The sequence below is a fragment of the Novosphingobium sp. BL-S-19 genome, from assembly GCF_055521675.1.
In genome coordinates this window covers 1,247,706-1,264,966 of record NZ_CM145497.1, presented here as the reverse complement: position 1 = coordinate 1,264,966, position 17,261 = coordinate 1,247,706, and the positions used below count along the sequence as shown (strand labels likewise).

Sequence of the window (17,261 nt, the reverse complement as noted above, 5' to 3'; positions counted from 1 at the left end):
GAGGAACGCCGAGGCGTTCAGGGCACTTTCATTGTCACGTTGACCGGCCGTTCCGGCCCCAGCCCCAATTCGCAGGAGACGTTCCAATGCCCTCCCCCAAGGACGACCGCAGCCCCGCCGTCAAGAATGCGCTCGGCACGATTGCCCCCGGTTCCGGCCGCAACGACATCCAGACTACGCCGGGCGATGGCGGCGAACTGCACCAGGAGGTTTCTGGCGCGGCCAGCGACCCCGCGGCGTTCCTGACCGATAATTTCGGCCATCGCATTTCCGACAACCAGAACAGTCTTCGCGCCGGGGCAAGGGGCCCATCGCTGCTGGAAGACTTCGTGCTGCGCGAAAAGATATTCCATTTCGACCATGAGCGTATTCCCGAACGCATCGTTCATGCGCGCGGGACGGGCGCCCACGGAACCTTCGAATGCACCCGGGCCATCCCGGAACTGACGAAGGCCTCGATTTTCCAGGAAAAGGGCGCGACCTGTCCCGTCTTCGTACGCTTTTCGACTGTCGCCGGAGGAGCCGGCTCGGTGGACACGCCGCGCGATGTGCGGGGTTTCGCGGTGAAGTTGTATACCGAGACGGGCAACTGGGACCTGGTCGGAAACAACATCCCGGTGTTCTTCATCCAGGATGCCATCAAGTTCCCTGACCTGATCCATTCGGTGAAGATGGAGGCCGACCGCGGCTATCCGCAGGCCGCTTCCGCGCATGACACTTTCTGGGATTTCGTCTCGCTGATGCCGGAATCCCTGCACATGATCATGTGGGCAATGTCGGACCGCGCCATTCCCCGCTCCTATCGGATGATGGAAGGGTTCGGCGTCCACACTTTCCGCTTCGTCAATGAAGGCGGCGAGGGTAAATTCGTGAAATTCCATTGGCGGCCGGTGCTCGGCATGGAATCGCTGGTCTGGGACGAGGCGGTGAAGATCGCCGGCGCCGATCCGGATTTCCACCGGCGCGACCTCTTCGAGGCGATTGCGGACGGCGGGTTTCCCGCCTGGGATCTAGGCGTGCAGGTCTTCGACGAGGCTTGGGCCGCCAAGCAGCCTTACGATGTGCTCGATGCGACCAAGCTGATCCCGGAAGAGGAGATCCCGCTGGAGATTGTCGGGCGCCTCACTCTCGATCGAAATGTCGACAATTTCTTCGCGGAGACCGAGCAGGTCGCCTTCCTGCCCAGCAATGTGATCCCGGGGATCGACTTCACCAACGACCCGCTGCTGCAAGGCCGCCTGTTCTCGTATCTGGACACGCAAAAGTCGCGGCTCGGCACGACCAATTTTCACCAGATTCCGATCAACGCGCCGAAGTGCCCGTTCCACAACTTCCAGCGCGACGGCATGATGCAGACGCAAGTGCCGACCGGAAGGGCGAACTACGAACCGAATAGCCTGGCAGAGGCCGGCGAGGATGCCGGCCCACGCGCCTCGCCGGAAACCGGCTTTACCACCTTTTCCCAAAACGCTGAACGCAACGAACCGGAAGCGAAGCTGCGCGTCCGATCCGAACTCTTTGCCGATCACTACAGCCAGGCGGCGCTGTTCTATCATTCGCAGACCGAGAACGAGCAGGCGCACATCGCATCGGCCATTGTCTTCGAACTTTCAAAGGTTGCCATTCCCCACATTCGCGAGCGCGTGGTCGCGCGGCTGCGCAATGTCGACGAGCAGCTCGCCAAGCGCGTGGCGGACGGCCTCGCCATCGATCTGCCGGGGAAGGCCAAGGCCGCGCGCGCGCCGGTGAAGATGAAGCCGTCGGATGCGCTTTCCATCCAGAAGAAGGCGGTCGATACGCTGGAAGGGCGCAAGGTCGCCATCCTGTTTGCCGAAGGATCCGACAAGACCGCGATCGAAACGCTCAAGTCCGCGATCGCGAAAGCAGGCGGCACGCCGTTTCTCGTGGCACCCAAGGTCGGCGGGATTGCCGTCAAGGGCGGGACGCTGGAAGCCGATGGCCAGCTTGCCGGCTCTCCCTCGGTGCTATTCGACGCCGTCGCTTCTATCCTGATGCCGCAAGCCGCCGAGAAGCTGGCCATGCAGGGTGCTGCGGTCCAATGGTTCATGGATGCTTATGGGCATTGCAAGACGATCGCCCACTGCCCGGGCTCGCAGGTAATCCTCGACAAGGCTGGGATCGACAAGGACGAGGGTGTCGTGCCCGTGGAGGAATTCACGAAAGTGGGCGCGAAGCGGCACTGGGCGCGCGAGGCGAAAGTGCGCGATCTCGCGTGAGCGCTTCCATACCGCTTACCGAGGCACGGGATCTGCGGACCGGCAGAGTGCCGTGGCGTGAACTGGACTGGCACCCTCCCGGCTCCGCTTCCTTGCCCACATCGCCAGTCGATGTCGCCATTCTTGGCGGCGGGATCATGGGTGCCGTTCTGGCAGAGAGACTCGCCCGCGGCGGACGAAGCGTGGCAATCTGCGATCGGCGTCCGCCGGGCACCGGAAGCACGGCGGCGTCCACGGCCCAGATCATGTGGGCCATGGACACACCTTTGCTTTTTCTGGCCCGGGAACTGGGCGAAGCGGAAGCCGTCCGGCGATGGCGACGCGTGTTTGAAGCCGTGGAGCGCTTCGGCAAGCACCTCGACCATCTGGACGCTTCGTTGAAGCGCGATAGCCCGACGCTTTATCTGGCCGGAAGTCTGTTGGATCCGGAGGGGCTTGAAGCCGAGGGACGCCTTCACCGGCGGCACGGGCTTCCAAGCCACTATCTTCCCGCAGAAGCGGTCGCAAAGCGGTTCGGAATAGCACCAAGAGCCGGACTGGTTTCAACCGGCACTTATGCCATCGACCCGGTGCGAACCTGCCATGCCCTTCTGGCTCATGCCGGATCGCAGGGGTGCACGCTGAGCTATCCCGTGGACGTCGTCGCGCTTCACCCGTCCTGTCATGGCGTCGAGTTGGAAACGGCAGCGGGTGGAACGTTCATGGCAAAGGACGTGATCCTGGCCACCGGATATGAACGGGCCCGCCTCTTCCTGCCGCCCCAGTTCTCCTTGCTGTCGACATACGTCATCGCAACAACGCCCGGTACCGCGCCATTGTGGCAGGAAGATGCAATGATCTGGGAAGCGAACGATCCCTACCTTTACGTCCGTTCGTGCAGCGAAGGGCGGATCATTGCCGGCGGCGAGGATGTCGAACTGTCGCAGGCCGAAGCACGCGATGGTCTGCTGGAAGCCAAGGCCGGCAGGATCGCGGCCCGCCTTGCCGCCATGCTGGGCCAGGACAAGATCGACTGGGATTGCGCCTGGACAGCCACCTTCGGCAGTTCCCCGGACAGCTTGCCGGCGATAGGTCCCGCGCAATCGATGGAGCATGTCTGGATCGCCGCCGGGTTCGGGGGCAACGGGATCGCTTTTGCAGCGCTGGCGGCTGAGTTACTGGAAGCTGCCATCGATGGGGCGCCGGGGCCGGATGCGAAGCTGTTCGATCCCTATCGTTTTCAACGGTGAAGTTTGCCCCGAAGCCATCGTGCCGCAAACTGCGACGACGAAAAAACGCCGCCCCAATCCGGAGAGATCGGGGCGGCGGGAGGGACCGGCTAGCCTGCGATCAGGCTTGCCGGAATAGGATTGTAAGGGTCACGGCTTGCCGTTGCCGGGCGTGCCCGACTTCGGAGCCTTGCCATCTTCGATCCGGCCTTCGTTGCGAAGATCACGCCCTTCCTGAGCCTTTTCCTGGCTCTTGGCGGACTTGCCGTGTTCGTAGGCTTCTTCCTTCACGTAGCCGGCGGCTTCCTTGATTTCGCCCTTGATGCTCATCAAACTCTCCTGTGTTCTTGCCATGCTTGGCTTACGGAAATGAAGCGCGCGAAAACTGAATAAGCTCCCGATCCCGCCACCGATCGAGGCCCAGTCGAGGCAGAGTGTGGCCCACACGCGGTGTGCCCCCGGCCATAATACCCCGTAAGCGAGTTTGCGCCCGCGATAGCGCCAGACGCCCCGTTGCTCGGCGGGAACGTGAAGGCATCAGGATGCGCCCTTGCGATCCTCGACCTCGTGAATGTTTCCCGGCGGCGGCGGACCGTCCTTGCCCCGGCCAGTCGCCTTGTCGCTGCCGTGCGGATCGGTTGCTGCGCGCGGTGGCTTCCCCTTGGCGGCGGGCGGCTTGATCATCTCGTTTTCGACTTCGTGGTTCTTTGGACGATCCCCGGGCTGGCGGGACTGGCTATCGCTCATGCTCCATCTCCTCGAAAAAGTGCCGAACTGCGGCGCCTCTTCCTGTCCGTAACCGGCACGAAGCCTGAGACGTTCCCGCGCCCCCGGTCGCGGCAACTGCATCCTCAAGCCCGATCCCGGTCAAAGCGACAGTCAAATGTTCCAATTTATCGAAATATAACAAAGATTTTATACGACTTTTCAGAAATCCTGATCTTCGCCAGAAGTCTTGTCAGCGGCTGACACCAAGGCCCCGCTCCAGGGCTCTGCCCAACGACACATCTTTGAAGGAATTTCCCCATGGCATACGTAACCACCCGAGACGGCGTCGAAATCTTCTTCAAGGACTGGGGCCCCAAGGATGCCCAGCCGATCGTCTTCCACCACGGCTGGCCGCTCTCGTCGGACGACTGGGACGCGCAGATGCTGTACTTCCTCTCCAAGGGCTATCGCGTCGTCGCTCATGACCGCCGTGGCCACGGCCGCTCGCAGCAGGTGAGCGATGGTCACGACATGGATCACTATGCCGCCGATGCCGCGGCGGTGATGGAACACCTCGACCTGCGCAACGCCATCCACATCGGCCATTCGACGGGCGGCGGTGAAGTCGCGGCCTATGTCGCCCGCTACGGCATTCCGCAGGGCCGCGTCGCCAAGGCCGTGCTGGTCAGCGCCGTGCCGCCGATCATGCTCAAGACGGAAGCCTATCCGGGCGGCCTGCCGATCGAAGTGTTCGACGGTCTGCGCGCCGGGCTTGCCGCCAACCGCTCGCAGTTCTTCCGCGACGTTGCCGCCGGCCCGTTCTACGGCTTCAACCGCGACGGCGCGAACGTCCTGCCTGCGGTGATCGACAACTGGTGGCGCCAGGGCATGATGGGCAGCGCCAAGGCGCACTATGACGGTATCAAGGCCTTCTCGGAAACCGACCAGACCGACGATCTGAAGGCGATCACCGTGCCCACGCTGGTGCTCCACGGCGATGACGATCAGGTCGTGCCCTACAAGAATGCCGGCGTGCTTCAGGCGGAAATCCTGCCGAATGCGACACTCAAGATCTACGAGGGCTTCTCGCACGGCATGCTGACCGTCAACGCCGACACCATCAATCCCGACCTGCTCGCCTTCGTGCAGGCCTGAACGATAGAATGGCCCCCGGGATGCTGATCGCTATCCCGGGGGCTTATCTAACGAGACGCTTACGCCCTTAGCGGCAGCGCGACGCGCCGCTTATGTTTCAACGCCTCCTCCGGCTTACCCAGCGGCCCGCACAAAGTACAATCGCCACATTCAGGATTATGCCGGCGACTATCACAGCAATTGCCCCGACCATCCCCGGATCGCCGAGATGCGGGAGGAGTAGCGTCCACGGCAGAGCCAGCAGCAGCACGAAGACCCCGCTAAGCGGATCGTCCGAAACCCCGAACCAACCGTGGGAACTCGCCGGGATCAGCAGGAACGCCGAAGCGCAAAGCAGCACGTAAAACACCGAAATGCCGATGGCCCATTTCATCGTTTGCCCTCGCATCTGCCAACTGGAATGGGTTCTGGGCCGGGTCGCGGCACTGTCGTGCTACGATCCGGCTCTTATCCGTCACTTCTTCCCGATTTCGTCCCATTGCTCCACCCGGCCTTCGGCGCGCCCGGTGCAGGAGACCTTGCGGCCGTAATTGTCTGAGAGGATCACTTCCCAGAAACCAGGCCTCAGCGCGCTTACCGTGCCCATTTTGCCATTGGGGCCAAATGCGTCCTGGCAGGCCTTGATAGCAGCAGCGCGGCCGCCGGACTGTCCGCTGCCACTGGCGCCGGGCTGGCAGCGATAACGATCTGCCTCGGAAACATCGGGCGCGTTGCAGTCGAACCCTTGCGATGCGCTTGCGCTTCCGCTTTTCCCGCATTGCTGCGGCGTCGCGGTGTCGATCCGCGCGACCCGGCCGTTGCCGATCGAGACCGCTGCACAGGTGCGGCTCGAACCATTCCACCAGAATTGCGTGCCTTGCGTGCGGGTCAGTTCGAAGCCGCGACTGGACATCTCGTTGTCAACCGAACTGCCGCGCATACCCACCAGATCAGCTAGAGCGGCGGGCGGCTTTGCCTGGGCCAGCCCCACGGCGCCGACCGCCAGCGCCAACCCGCCCATCACCATGTATCTGCTCTTACCCATCGGAATTCTCCTGCTGGAAACAACGACAGTAGTCTTCTTGTGCAAATGTCGGCGATATTGGCCACGCGGCGGTCATAGTCGCGATAGCGGGTCTGGCTGGCGTCCGCCCCATTTGTCGCCTTCCATAGCATCAGATTCATCACATCGCAGACCGTAAAGCTAGCCGCCTTGGCGTGCGAAGTAACGAAGCATCTGCGCGTCCGTCAGGTCAGTCCATGCCCAATGACCAGGCATGGCCGAACTGCAGGTAGAAGACGGCCCCGTCCGGTCCATAGGCGACATCCACCCCGGCATCGAAACCCAGCTTGCGCGCGAGGCGATAGCGAAAGCCGGCGCCGCCCGCCCAGATGCCACCCGAATCCTTGTAAATCCGTTTGCTGCCCGCATCCGTCGTCCCGAAGCCGCCGAAGGCAAGCACAGACCAGCGCGGGGTCAATTGCCATGTCGTTTCGAATTCGGAACTGACGGCGCTCATACCTTGATATCGCATGGCTGGAACGCCGCGCAGATCGACGGCAGGTGCGAAAAAGACAGGAAAATCACCGCGAATGGCCTTCAGTTCGAACTTCATCCCAAAGCGCAGATTGGATGTGAAGTGATCGAAGGAATAGGTTTCCAGGCTGTAGGTTTCATAGTTCCGGTCACTGCCGAAAGCGCTCCGGTTGAATTTTCCTTCGATATAGGCGTTGGTTCCCTTGGTGGGCGTCAGGGTATTGTCGCGGCTGTCGAAGTGAAAGCCAAAGCCCAGCGCGCCTGTGTGCAGGGTGTGGTTGAAGTTGTCCGAAAAGTCGTCGGGTAGCCCGGAAATATCCAACTTTGACTTGAGCTTCCGGAAATCGAACAGCGGTCCTGCGGAGAAGCGTTCGTCGCCGAAATGCCAGAGTGCGGATCCCAGGATGCCGTAGTCGTAGTGGTTGGTATATTCGACGCCGCCGGGTGCGAAAGCGGGGTAGGAATCCAGGGTGATTTTGCCGTGGCCAATACCGAACCGATAATTCAGCCGTCCATCGACGGCATAGCCCGATTGAAAATAGCCGATGCCCTTCGAACCGTTACCGGTCTTGAAGGCCCCCACGATGTGCTTGGTGACTTGTCTGGGACGGTCCGGGTGCACCGAGAGGAAGGCGGCCGCCAACCCGAACCCACCGTCCACCGCAGGCTCCGTGATGATGATCGGAACGGGTATGAAACCGCCCTTGGCAAGAAAATTGGACAAGTCCAACCCGTGATCCTGCTCGTCAATGAAGCGGCTGAAGAAGCCGGTTTTGTGCGGCTGCGTTGACGAGTCTTCAGGCGCAGCGGCATCCGGCGGTTGCACCTCGGAGGTGGCGGCAATTACCGGCTGCGAGGCATCCGTTTCCTGCGCGCGCAAAGGCGAAGCGATACCGGCCAGGATGAGACTGCCGCCCAACACCGCAACCGTGCGAAATTTCCGACCAAGCAAATCGTCGCGCACCCGCTCCCCCTGTCGTCAACGACAAAAGTTTTGCCGGTCGAAACGCTAAGCGGGCGGAAATACGCGGGCTATTGGGACATTCCCCGTCTTCGCCGCGATTGAACCCCTAGAGCAGTTTTCGACCCGACTGCGTCGGATCGACTGCTCTAAGTTTTTGGTTGGCCGCATTTTCCGAGTCATCAGATGATTCCATCTGATTAGAAAATGCTCTAGTGTCGACCGCGCCGGTCAAAACATCGCACGCACGCCGAAGATCGCCGAGACGCCAGACACACCCTCACCCCCATCCCGCGCAATTCGGGCGGTTCCACCAAGCTTACGCTCCCAATTCACGCCCACGTAAGGCGCCAGCGAGCGGTTGCGTTCATAATGAAGCCTTGCGCCCATTTCGTGGCGCTCGAAGCCCGCTCCGACGTTCAGCGTAGGTACGTCCTGAAACGCGAAATCCACCTCGGCCTCGGGCTCGACTACGAGTGACTGGGTAATGCGCTGGGTGTAACCCGCCTTGCCACGCGCATGGACATCGCCCTTGTTCGAAACGAGCAACTGGCCTTGCAGTTCGAACCAATAAGGCGCCAGCCCCTCGATGCCGACCAGTGCATAAGTGCGCTGCGGATCGGGGCGGAAATCCTGCCTCATGCCGAGTTGCAGGTTGAACCAGGGATCGAGCGCATGGCGCCAGTAGGCTCCCAGTTCGATGCGTTCGGCCCGCTCACCGAACGTGCCCTCGCCCTCGCTGGCGAGCACGATCCGGTCGATATCGCCGCCGTACCACGCCTGTCCTTCCCAGCCGAAGCCGTCTCCGCCCTTGCCGGTGCGGAATTCCAGTTGATCGACCTGAAGCGCCAAGGTGTTGAATGTCATCTCCTTCACCATCGCCGCGCGCGAGGCCGCCATGCGGTCGGGCGCGAAGAACCGCTCGGCGGGATAGTCTGTCGGCACCGGCGGCGGCGGGGCGTCGCCCGGATCGTCGGAGGCAGTGCTTGCGGACATGGCGTGGGCGGAATGATCCATGCCCTTCATGTCCGGCGCGCTCATGTCCATGCCAGACATGTCCATCTGTGAATGGTCCATGCTGCCATGATCCATTCCGGCATGTTCGTCGGCCTGCGTCGGTGTGGAGCCGGTCTCTTGTGCCTGCACGGCCAAAGGGGAGGTCACCAGCAGCAGCGAGGTAAGGACCGGGAAGAACCGAGCCATCAGGCTTCTCCCTCCCGGCGCACCGTCACCACGCGCACCATTCCGGCGTGCATGTGCAGCAACATGTGGCAGTGGAATGCCCAGTCGCCCTCGGCATCTGCGGTGAGATCGATCGAGGCCTTGCCGCCCGGCAACACGTTGACGGTATGCTTGCGCGCGCGGTGGCCCGCCTCGCCGCTGACCAGTTCGAAGAAGTGGCCATGGAGGTGGATCGGGTGCGGCATCATCGTGTCGTTGATGAGATTGACGCGCACGCGCTCGCCCAGACGGAAAGGGATCGGTGCCGGATTCTCCGACATCGCCTCGCCGTCCATGGACCACATGTAGCGCTCCATATTTGCGATAGCCCGTTCAGCAGTCACGATGGAGAGAGTTTATAACGTAAATACAGAGAGATGATCAAAAGACCGAAGAGCGTTGTGTTGGGGCAGATCGAGGCTGGGAGCCATATAGGAGCCACGCGAAAGGAAACTCAGGCGTGCTCAAACCAGGCCACCTACTCGATGCTCTGCCTCAGGGGCGGAGCCTCAGCCTTGTCCGCAGCACCGTTGCCCTCATGATTGACCCCCTGCACCCCTTCCACAAAGGCCGGCTACCTTCGGCGCAATCATTTGAACTCGCCCAACCAAGTTTCCGCAAGAGTACGCCAGAATCCAGCTGTCGTTGAATATTCGAAGCTCGGTGCATCAGAGAGGTGGCGTGGTGCACTCGAAGGTATGTTCCCCGAATTCCTGCGTGATGCCAAGCTAAGAGCTCAAGACTGTCTTTGCGGAAGAAGGCTGAGAAGCCATGACCAAATCTACCGAAGTACATCTGATAAATTCCGAGGCCGCCGAGTATCTGCGCCTTTCACCGCGCACGCTTGAAAAGCTGCGGGTTGTTGGTGGAGGCCCGCCCTTTCGGAAATTCGGGCGGCGTGTCGTCTACGCCTTCTCCGAAGTTGAAGCGTGGGCGAACGCCCGATCATTTGACAATACGAGCCAAGTAAGCTGACGCTTCAATCCGCCGCGCGAAATCGGCAATTGCAAACTTGCTTTACCATACGACGTCAAAGCACGGGCTCACAACCTTCTGTAATCTTCATTTCGAACGCGATGCGAACCACCGGACAACTTATTGATCAACTTGCACAAACTGACATTTTGCAAGAATTGGTGCGTACGCGCGTCTGAAACCCTCACCGAAGTTAGGACGATGCAACGGAGGGGGGATGCGGACGAAAACTTGGACCACCATGGAGGTAGTTCATGTATTCCTAAGCAGACAGGATCCGGGCGGTTGAGCTGTATCTCAAGCTTGGCAAGCGAAACAGGGCAACCATTCGCCAGCTGGGTTATCCCACCAAGAATGCGCTTGGAGATTGGTGCCGAGAGTACGAGCAGCAGCAAGATTTGCGAGTGCGCTGTGCACCTCGAGCGCCGAAGTATTCCGAGGCTGAAAAGCAGGCGGCGCTCGAGCACTACCGCATTCACGATCGCTGCATCGCATCGACAATGAGAGCCTTGGGTTATCCCGGTCGTGGCACTTTAACGGCATGGGTTCGAGAGGCGTTCCCTGATGTTAGGACACCCCTGGTCGGTCGATCCTGGCGTCCTGCGTACCCCGAAGCCTTAAAGCAGGCCGGCGTCATCGCGTTATGCTGTGGAGACGAAAAGGCGCAAGAGGTAGCGGATCGTCTGGGCGTGTGCCGACCGACATTGTACAACTGGAAAAGCCAGTTACTGAGTCATGAGGCTCTGTCAGCGATGAAGCACCGCAATACCTCTCCGCCAGCGTCGGAGCGCGAGGCACTTGAACGCCAACTCGAAGCCTTGCAACGCGATATCCATCGATTGCAACTCGAGCATGACCTCCTGAATAAGGCCAATGAACTCTTAAAAAAGGCCTGGGCGTCGATCTGCACCTCCTAGGAAATCGGGAGAAGACACAGCTGGTTGACGCCCTCAAAGATCTCTACCGGCTGCCGGAGTTGCTCACCCAGCTAGGTTTGGCGCGTAGCTCGTACTTCTACCATCACGCCCGGGTGAACCTCGCTGACAAGTATGAAGTCATTCGGCGCCGCATTACTGCAATCTTCGAAGCCAATCACCGCTGCTATGGCTATCGCAAAGTACAGGCGTCGCTGGCCAAACAAAGCGTGACAATCTCAGAGAAGGTTGTGCAGCGGTTGATGAAAGAGGAATGCCTGGTCGTCACCAAGCCCAAACGGCGGCGCTTTGGCTCGTACTTGGGGGAGATAAGTCCTGCGCCAGAGAACCTGATCAATCGCGATTTCCACGCGAAAGCGCCTAACGAAAAATGGCTCACCGACATTACGGAGTTCCAGATCCCGGCCGGCAAGGTATATCTCTCCCCCGTCATCGATTGCTTCGATGGCATGGTCGTCAGCTGGTCGATTGGAACGCAGCCAGATTCTGGGCTGGTCAATACAATGCTCGACGCCGCCATCGAAACGCTGACCCGCGACATGGAACGGCCAATCATCCACTCTGATCGGGGAGCCCATTATCGTTGGCCAGGATGGCTGACGCGGGTCAGTGATGCCAACCTGGTTCACTCAATGTCCCGCAAAGGCTGCTCGCAGGATAACGCCGCGTGTGAAGGATTCTTCGGCCGGTTGAAAACGGAGCTGTTTTACCCTCGGGACTGGAATACCATTGCAATAGAGAAGTTCGTAAAAGAAGTTGATGATTACATCCGATGGTATAACGAGAAGCGGATCAAGATATCCCTTGGCTCTCTTAGCCCCACCGAATATCGGGAAATCTTGGGATTTTAGACATAAATCAGTCCAAGTTTTCGTCCACATCCCCTTTCTCTAGCCTCCCCGGGTCAGTTCTCGGTGGAACTCAACAGCTTTTCACTCCTGGATTAAAATCGCATGCAGCAATGCACGTCGGAAACTGAGGCCGGAATGGGTGTGCGAGACTGCGTGGAATAAGATTCCCTTCATGGCGCGAGAGCCATGGGGAGTTTCCTAAAAATTCCGCCGGTAACCTCGGCGGTCGTCTTTTCGATCGAGCGAGCGCCTGCCGCCAACCCATTCGTCCTCCTCCCCTGGAGTGCTGATAGGATTTATCCTGCGACCAAGGCACCGTCGGCAAGGGCTATCGATCCGAGCGGACCTGCTGCGACGCCGAGTTCGGGCGAGACGACATAGGGCGCCTCGGGGAGCCGCATATATTCGTGGAGGCTGGCGCGCAGGGCTGCTTCGACCCGGACGATCAGGTGCGTCTGTCCGGAGAACACGCCCCCGCCGATCGCGATGCGGCGCGGGCCAGCGCCGCAGACCAGCGCATGACACATCATCGCGAGCGTATGGACAATGGCCTCCCACACGGGATCCTCGGGCGAGAGGCTGTTCAAGTCGCGCGCGCCAAGCCGCGAGAGCAGTGCTGGACCCGAAGCCAGTCCTTCGACGCAATCGTCATGAAAACCGCAGACACTGCGATGGGAATCATTCGCCATGCGCGGCACGCGGATGTGCCCCCATTCGCTATGGCCTATACCGCCGGTGGGGCGGCCATTGACAATCAACCCGACACCGATGCCAGTTCCCACCGTAACATACGCGAAATCGTCGATCCCTTTTGCGCAGCCCCAGGCAAGCTCCGCCAGCGCCGCGCCGTTGACGTCGGTGTCGAAGGCAGTGGGCACGCCGAACGGCGTGGATAATGTGCCGAGCACGTCGGCACCCGGCCAGCCCGGCTTGGTGGTCGCCAGCACCTGGCCATATGTGGACGAAGTGCGATCAAGGTCAATCGGTCCAAATGATGCGATGCCCAGCGCCGCGAAACCATGCCGGGCGCTCCATTCGCTAAGGATCGCGAGGATCGCCGGAAGCGTTTCTTCGGGGCCCGTCGTCGGTACGGTGCGCTGATCGAGAATCTCATCGGGTCCATAGGCCAGCGTGCATACACATTTCGTGCCGCCCAGCTCGACGCCCGCGCGTGGCAATCCCTGCATTGTCTCTCCCAAAATGTGCGGGAACATGATCCGATCATGCTCTTTCTGTTGTTATTTTTTCGCTTTTTCAGTGTGTGGAGGCGAGCCTATCTGACTGGAAAGCGCCTCCACCCGGCGGGTTCTTCCACCCCCGTCAACCGACTTAATATTTCAAATTACATTATTCAATGCGATGCATCGACGCAATGGGGGCGCAGGAAAAAGGTTGAACCGCTCGGCGTGTTTGGCGCCAGTCCAGACCGAATTCCGTTCACTCATCGCAGTGATCGCGGGCGCGGGCGCGGCACTTGGCGTCGCTGTCTCGGCATGTTGACCGGCGCGCTGCGTACTGCCGCCGCGCTGGCGGCGATCTATTCCTTGAGCCAATGCGCCGATGCTGCCCTGCCTGATAACCTCCACTCTGTTCGTCGCGATCTTGCAGCGCGCAGTGATCTGGGCCTGTCTTTTTGGAGATCTTCCCCATCCGGGAAAGCGGCCAGGTTTCGGCCCCACGCAGCGCAGCGCCTTGGGGCGAGGATGCATTGATTTTTTTCGGCTTTCCCGTGATGGCACACGATGTCCATGCTTTACGGTTCTGGCTGTTCGCCGCAGCCATCTTAGTGCATTTTGTCGTAGTATTGCGTTATTTCCCTGAGGCGCGGCGTCACGCCGAAGGGGATCGGAGACGCGCTGGAGACACCACAGGATGGTCAGGAAGACGATGTGCGGAACTAAGGGGCAGCGGGCATGACAGATACCGTCGTTCGCGAACGTCCGCGCCTCTCCGGCACTAATCTCGAACGGGCGGCCGATCACAACCAGCGCGTCACGCTTCATGCGATCCGCCTGCTCGGGCCGCTGACGCGCGTGGAGCTTGCCGCGGTGACCGGGCTCACCGGCCCGGCAATAGCCAACATCACAAAGCGGCTGCTTCAGGACGGACTGATCGAGGAAGCCGGGCAACGCCGCGGCGGGCGAGGCCAACCGCCCACAGCGCTGATGGTGCGCGGGGACGCCTGCTATTCGATCGGAGTCAATATCGACCGCGATCACATCACCATCGTTCTGGTCGATTTCGCCGGACAGACACTGGCCCGGGTTACCGAAGAGATCGATTATGCGCTGCCCCAGGACGTACGATCGCTGTACCGCCGTTCGATCAGGAAGATGCTGCGCAAGGCGGCGATCGATGAGACCAGACTTGTCGGTCTCGGCGTCGCGCTGCCCGACCAGCTCGGTCAAATCGATCTGCCGGGGCGGCCGGCTGCCTATGCCGCGTGGGACAGTGTCGATATCCCCGCTTTGTTCGATGAGCCGTTCGACTTGCCGGTATTCAACGAGAATGACGCCGCGGCCGCAGCAATGGGCGAGATGCAGCTGGGGCTTGGCCAGAAGAACAACAGCTTCTTCTACATCCTGATCTCGTCGGGCCTGGGCGGCGGTCTCGTGATTGACGGCACGTATTTCCGCGGGGCCAACGGACGCAGCGGTGAACTGGGTTTCATGCGCGGGGCAAGCGGGGACGAGATACAGCAGCTGGTTTCGCTCTCGGGGCTTGCGCGATTCCTGGAGGCGCGCGGGATCGAGCTGGAAGCGCTGACGGACGGCAATCCCTCGGCCGAAGCCTTGGCCTGCCTTACCGACTGGACCGAGAATGCCGCACATCAGCTTAGCGTTCCGCTGGAAGCGGTGAACTGCCTGATCAACCCGTCGGTGGTCCTAATGGGCGGCCGCCTGCCGACTGTGGCGCTGGAGGCGCTGGCCGCACGCACCAACGCGCTGATGCAGGAACGCCGTGACGCACTACCTGCGGTTGCACCCGTCATTCGCGCGAAGTTGTCACAGGATGCACCGGCGGTCGGCGCGGCGATCCTGCCGTTCAGCCATTTCCTGCTGCCCAAGCCCGGAGCGCTTTGGAAGCCGGGAAGCGGAGCCGGGACAGCCTCGGCGATGGTCTGAAATCGCATCATCAGACTGCCAGTCGCCCATAAGATGGCGGACGGTCCGCCTTGGCGGCGCCGAAGCGTGAGGGGCTGGCTCCCATGTCGAAAACCAGTTCGCCACCCTTGGCGATCTCGGCATGGCTGATCCAGTTTCGCGTCCAGGGCTTGCCGTTCCATGCGACCGATTGGATGTACGGCCGGTCCACGCCGTTGTTCCGGGCGACCACCTTGAGCATACGCCCTGCCCCCATCTTCACCTCAGCGCGGTCGAACAAGGGCGAGCCGAACACATAGAGCGCGCTCACCGGATCGACCGGGTAAAAACCGAGCGCGGAAAAGACGAACCACGCGCTCATCTGACCGCAATCGTCGTTCCCGATCTCGCCGTCCGGGTCGGCCTTGTACATTTCATTGCACAACCGGCGGACCATGGCCTGGGTCTTCCAGGGCGCCCCGGCATAGGCATAGAGATAGGCAACGTGGTGGTTGGGCTCGTTGCCGTGCGCGTATTGGCCGACCAGTCCCGATATGTCGGGAGGCGCATTTTCGGGAAGAACCGAGGGCGCGGTAAACAACGCATCGAGCCGGGCCTCGAACTTGGCATCGCCGCCGAGGTGCTCGATCAGACCGTACAAGTCGTGCTGATTGAGGAAAGTGGCCTGCCAGCCATTCGCCTCGGTATAGTCCCGGTGCTTCTTCGGCATGTGCCCGATCTGGACGGGATCATACTCGGCCCAGACGCTGCCGTCGGCGAATTTCGGACGGGCGAAACCGATCGAGGGATCGATGACATTGAGGTAATTCCGGCTGCGCTTGCGAAGCGCCGCAGCGTCGTCCTTTGCCCCCGCCGCGTCGGCGAGCACGGCCATCGCCCAATCGTCATAGGCATATTCCTGGGTGCGGCTGACCGACTCCCAGACATGCTCCGCTGGGATATAGCCAAGATCGTAGTAGTATCCCCGGCCGAGCGAACCATCGCTGTCTGGAAATTCGCGATCGAAAGCTCGGCGGCGGACGTTGGGCCAAGCCGCGGCATAATCGGCCTTGATGCCTTTGGTGCAGGCCTCGGCCATCACCGACACCGAATGCCAGCCTATCATGCAACCAGTCTCTACGCCCTGAAGCTGCCAAACCGGGGGACCATAGGGGCTCTGCTGGGTCTGACGGATCAGGTCGCGGGTGAACATCGCCGCGCGTTCAGGCTGGATCACGGTGAGCAGCGGGTGAAGCGCGCGGTAGGTGTCCCATAGCGAATACGTGCTGAACGCGGGCGTATCGGTGGGCGCCTGGTGGACCTGACGATCCATGCCGACGTAGCGGCCATCGCGATCGGTGAAGAGCGTCGGGGCGAGGAAGCAGTGATAGAGCGCGCTGCCCAGAATGGTGCGCTGTTCGGCCGTGCCGCCTTCGACGCGAACGCATTCGAGTTCCTTGCCCCAGGCGCGGCGCGCGGCCGTGGCCGCACGATCGAAATCCCAGTCCTTGGCTTCCTGGGCAAGCGCTGCCTTGGCCCCGGCGGGATCGACTACGGAAATGCCGGTTTTGATGAGGATCGGCTCCCCGCCCGCATTGTCGAAGAACAGCGCGACCTTCAGCTTGTTTCCGGCGATCGCCTTCGCGCCCTTGGGTGCAGGGGCGTTGTCGTCACCGAAGAACTCGACGCGATCGGCCTTGCGCGACAGTTGCATCGCAAAGTGGATCTCGCGGCCCTTGGCCCAGCGATGCACGCGGCGGGTGCCGGTGAGCATCCCCGTGTCGTCGATCGCCAGCGAGGCCTGATCGATGATCGTACCCTTGTCCCAAACGTCGAGGATCATATGGGCGAAATCAATCAGGATGTGCCCTGGCCCGGTGGGGAAGTGATAGCGGTGAAGTCCGGTGCGTTCGGTGACGGTCAGTTCGGCAAGGACGCCGGATTCCAGGCGGACGCGGTAATAGCCGGGTTCGGCGGCTTCGTCGGAAAAGCGCTGTCGATAGCTTTGGCCAAGATCGGAGAGCGTTCCGGGTTCGAGTTGAAGTGGCCCGCGCGTCGGCACCACCAGCACATCGAGCATGTCACCAATACCCGTGCCCGACAGGTGGGTATGCGAGAAGCCCATGATCGAAGTGTCGGTGCGGTGATAGCCGGAACACGCATCCCAACGCGCATTGTCAGTATCAGGGCTCAATTGCACCATGCCGAAGGGCAGCGATGCGCCGGGGAAGGCATGCCCATGCCCGCCGGTGCCGACGAAAACGTCAGGCTTGACGGCTTGCGCGGCGGACGGCCGGGCCTCGGGAGACTGGGCGAATGCCGGTGCCGCAGCACCGATCGCGCCGATGCCGGCACTGGCCAGAAGCTGGCGGCGGCTTGCGGTGATCACAGGTTTCCCCTCGAAGAATTGT

The 17,261-nt window shown here is 61.2% G+C and carries 15 protein-coding genes and 1 pseudogene; 7 read left to right on the top strand and 9 right to left on the bottom strand.

Annotation, left to right across the window (positions count from 1 at the left end; genetic code table 11):
- The first annotated feature begins 86 nt into the window (after positions 1–86).
- Entirely contained in the window at positions 87–2,237 is a 2,151-nt protein-coding gene (locus tag ACZ1JV_RS05485) for a catalase (RefSeq protein WP_465148687.1), read from the top strand.
- The gene (locus ACZ1JV_RS05480; RefSeq protein WP_465148686.1) at positions 2,234–3,466 is read left to right on the top strand and encodes an NAD(P)/FAD-dependent oxidoreductase; all 1,233 of its coding nucleotides are present in this window, start codon (positions 2,234–2,236) and stop codon (positions 3,464–3,466) included. Before ACZ1JV_RS05485 ends, ACZ1JV_RS05480 begins: the two co-directional genes overlap by 4 nt.
- Before the next feature lie 129 nt (positions 3,467–3,595).
- Here ACZ1JV_RS05480 and ACZ1JV_RS05475 read toward each other — a convergent pair whose 3' ends face one another.
- Both ACZ1JV_RS05475 and ACZ1JV_RS05470 read right to left on the bottom strand, forming a co-directional pair.
- On the bottom strand, positions 3,596–3,775 hold the full coding sequence (locus tag ACZ1JV_RS05475; protein WP_465148685.1) for a hypothetical protein: 180 nt from the start codon (positions 3,773–3,775) through the stop codon (positions 3,596–3,598).
- Positions 3,776–3,982: 207 nt separating this feature from the next.
- On the bottom strand, positions 3,983–4,192 hold the full coding sequence (locus ACZ1JV_RS05470; RefSeq protein ID WP_465148684.1) for a hypothetical protein: 210 nt from the start codon (positions 4,190–4,192) through the stop codon (positions 3,983–3,985).
- A gap of 279 nt (positions 4,193–4,471) precedes the next feature.
- Here ACZ1JV_RS05470 and ACZ1JV_RS05465 point away from each other — a divergent pair, with 279 nt between their 5' ends.
- Positions 4,472–5,308 carry an alpha/beta fold hydrolase gene (locus tag ACZ1JV_RS05465; RefSeq protein ID WP_465148683.1) on the top strand — a complete coding sequence of 279 codons (837 nt, stop codon included), beginning with the start codon at positions 4,472–4,474 and terminating at the stop codon, positions 5,306–5,308.
- A gap of 97 nt (positions 5,309–5,405) precedes the next feature.
- Here the strand turns inward: ACZ1JV_RS05465 and ACZ1JV_RS05460 are convergent, their stop codons facing one another.
- The 5 genes and pseudogenes from ACZ1JV_RS05460 to ACZ1JV_RS05440 form a co-directional block, all read right to left on the bottom strand.
- Positions 5,406–5,681 (bottom strand): hypothetical protein, encoded by a 276-nt coding sequence (locus tag ACZ1JV_RS05460; protein ID WP_465148682.1) that lies wholly within the window; start codon positions 5,679–5,681, stop codon positions 5,406–5,408.
- A gap of 81 nt (positions 5,682–5,762) precedes the next feature.
- Positions 5,763–6,314 carry a hypothetical protein gene (locus ACZ1JV_RS05455; protein WP_465148681.1) on the bottom strand — a complete coding sequence of 184 codons (552 nt, stop codon included), beginning with the start codon at positions 6,312–6,314 and terminating at the stop codon, positions 5,763–5,765.
- Positions 6,315–6,540: 226 nt separating this feature from the next.
- Entirely contained in the window at positions 6,541–7,788 is a 1,248-nt protein-coding gene (locus ACZ1JV_RS05450; RefSeq protein ID WP_465148680.1) for a hypothetical protein, read from the bottom strand.
- A gap of 228 nt (positions 7,789–8,016) precedes the next feature.
- On the bottom strand, positions 8,017–8,988 hold the full coding sequence (locus ACZ1JV_RS05445; protein ID WP_465148679.1) for a copper resistance protein B: 972 nt from the start codon (positions 8,986–8,988) through the stop codon (positions 8,017–8,019).
- A pseudogene (locus tag ACZ1JV_RS05440) lies at positions 8,988–9,329 on the bottom strand (multicopper oxidase domain-containing protein); the annotation flags it as partial. The pseudogene ACZ1JV_RS05440 and the gene ACZ1JV_RS05445, both read right to left, overlap by 1 nt.
- A 448-nt stretch (positions 9,330–9,777) precedes the next feature.
- Between ACZ1JV_RS05440 and ACZ1JV_RS05435 the strand changes: the two are divergent.
- Together ACZ1JV_RS05435 and ACZ1JV_RS05430 are read left to right on the top strand one after the other, a co-directional pair.
- Positions 9,778–9,981: a helix-turn-helix transcriptional regulator gene (locus tag ACZ1JV_RS05435; protein ID WP_465148678.1), complete on the top strand. Its 204-nt coding sequence runs from the start codon at positions 9,778–9,780 to the stop codon at positions 9,979–9,981.
- 275 nt (positions 9,982–10,256) lie between these two features.
- Positions 10,257–11,767 (top strand): IS3 family transposase gene (locus ACZ1JV_RS05430; protein ID WP_465149784.1). Its coding sequence is split into 2 segments (ribosomal slippage): positions 10,257–10,872 and positions 10,872–11,767, totalling 1,512 coding nucleotides; the frame shifts between segments, so codons are not numbered across the junction.
- Positions 11,768–12,063: 296 nt separating this feature from the next.
- On the opposite strand, the gene ACZ1JV_RS05425 is transcribed toward ACZ1JV_RS05430, so the two are convergent.
- Positions 12,064–12,954 carry an ROK family protein gene (locus ACZ1JV_RS05425; RefSeq protein ID WP_465148677.1) on the bottom strand — a complete coding sequence of 297 codons (891 nt, stop codon included), beginning with the start codon at positions 12,952–12,954 and terminating at the stop codon, positions 12,064–12,066.
- Positions 12,955–12,990: 36 nt separating this feature from the next.
- On the opposite strand from ACZ1JV_RS05425, the gene ACZ1JV_RS05420 reads away from it, so the two are divergent.
- Entirely contained in the window at positions 12,991–13,479 is a 489-nt protein-coding gene (locus ACZ1JV_RS05420; protein WP_465148676.1) for a hypothetical protein, read from the top strand.
- 201 nt (positions 13,480–13,680) lie between these two features.
- A complete protein-coding gene (locus tag ACZ1JV_RS05415; RefSeq protein ID WP_465148675.1) occupies positions 13,681–14,892 on the top strand; it encodes an ROK family transcriptional regulator in 1,212 nt (403 codons plus the stop codon).
- Between the two features lie 10 nt (positions 14,893–14,902).
- Here the strand turns inward: ACZ1JV_RS05415 and ACZ1JV_RS05410 are convergent, their stop codons facing one another.
- On the bottom strand, positions 14,903–17,239 hold the full coding sequence (locus ACZ1JV_RS05410) for a GH92 family glycosyl hydrolase (protein ID WP_465148674.1): 2,337 nt from the start codon (positions 17,237–17,239) through the stop codon (positions 14,903–14,905).
- Between the last annotated feature and the right edge of the window lie 22 nt (positions 17,240–17,261).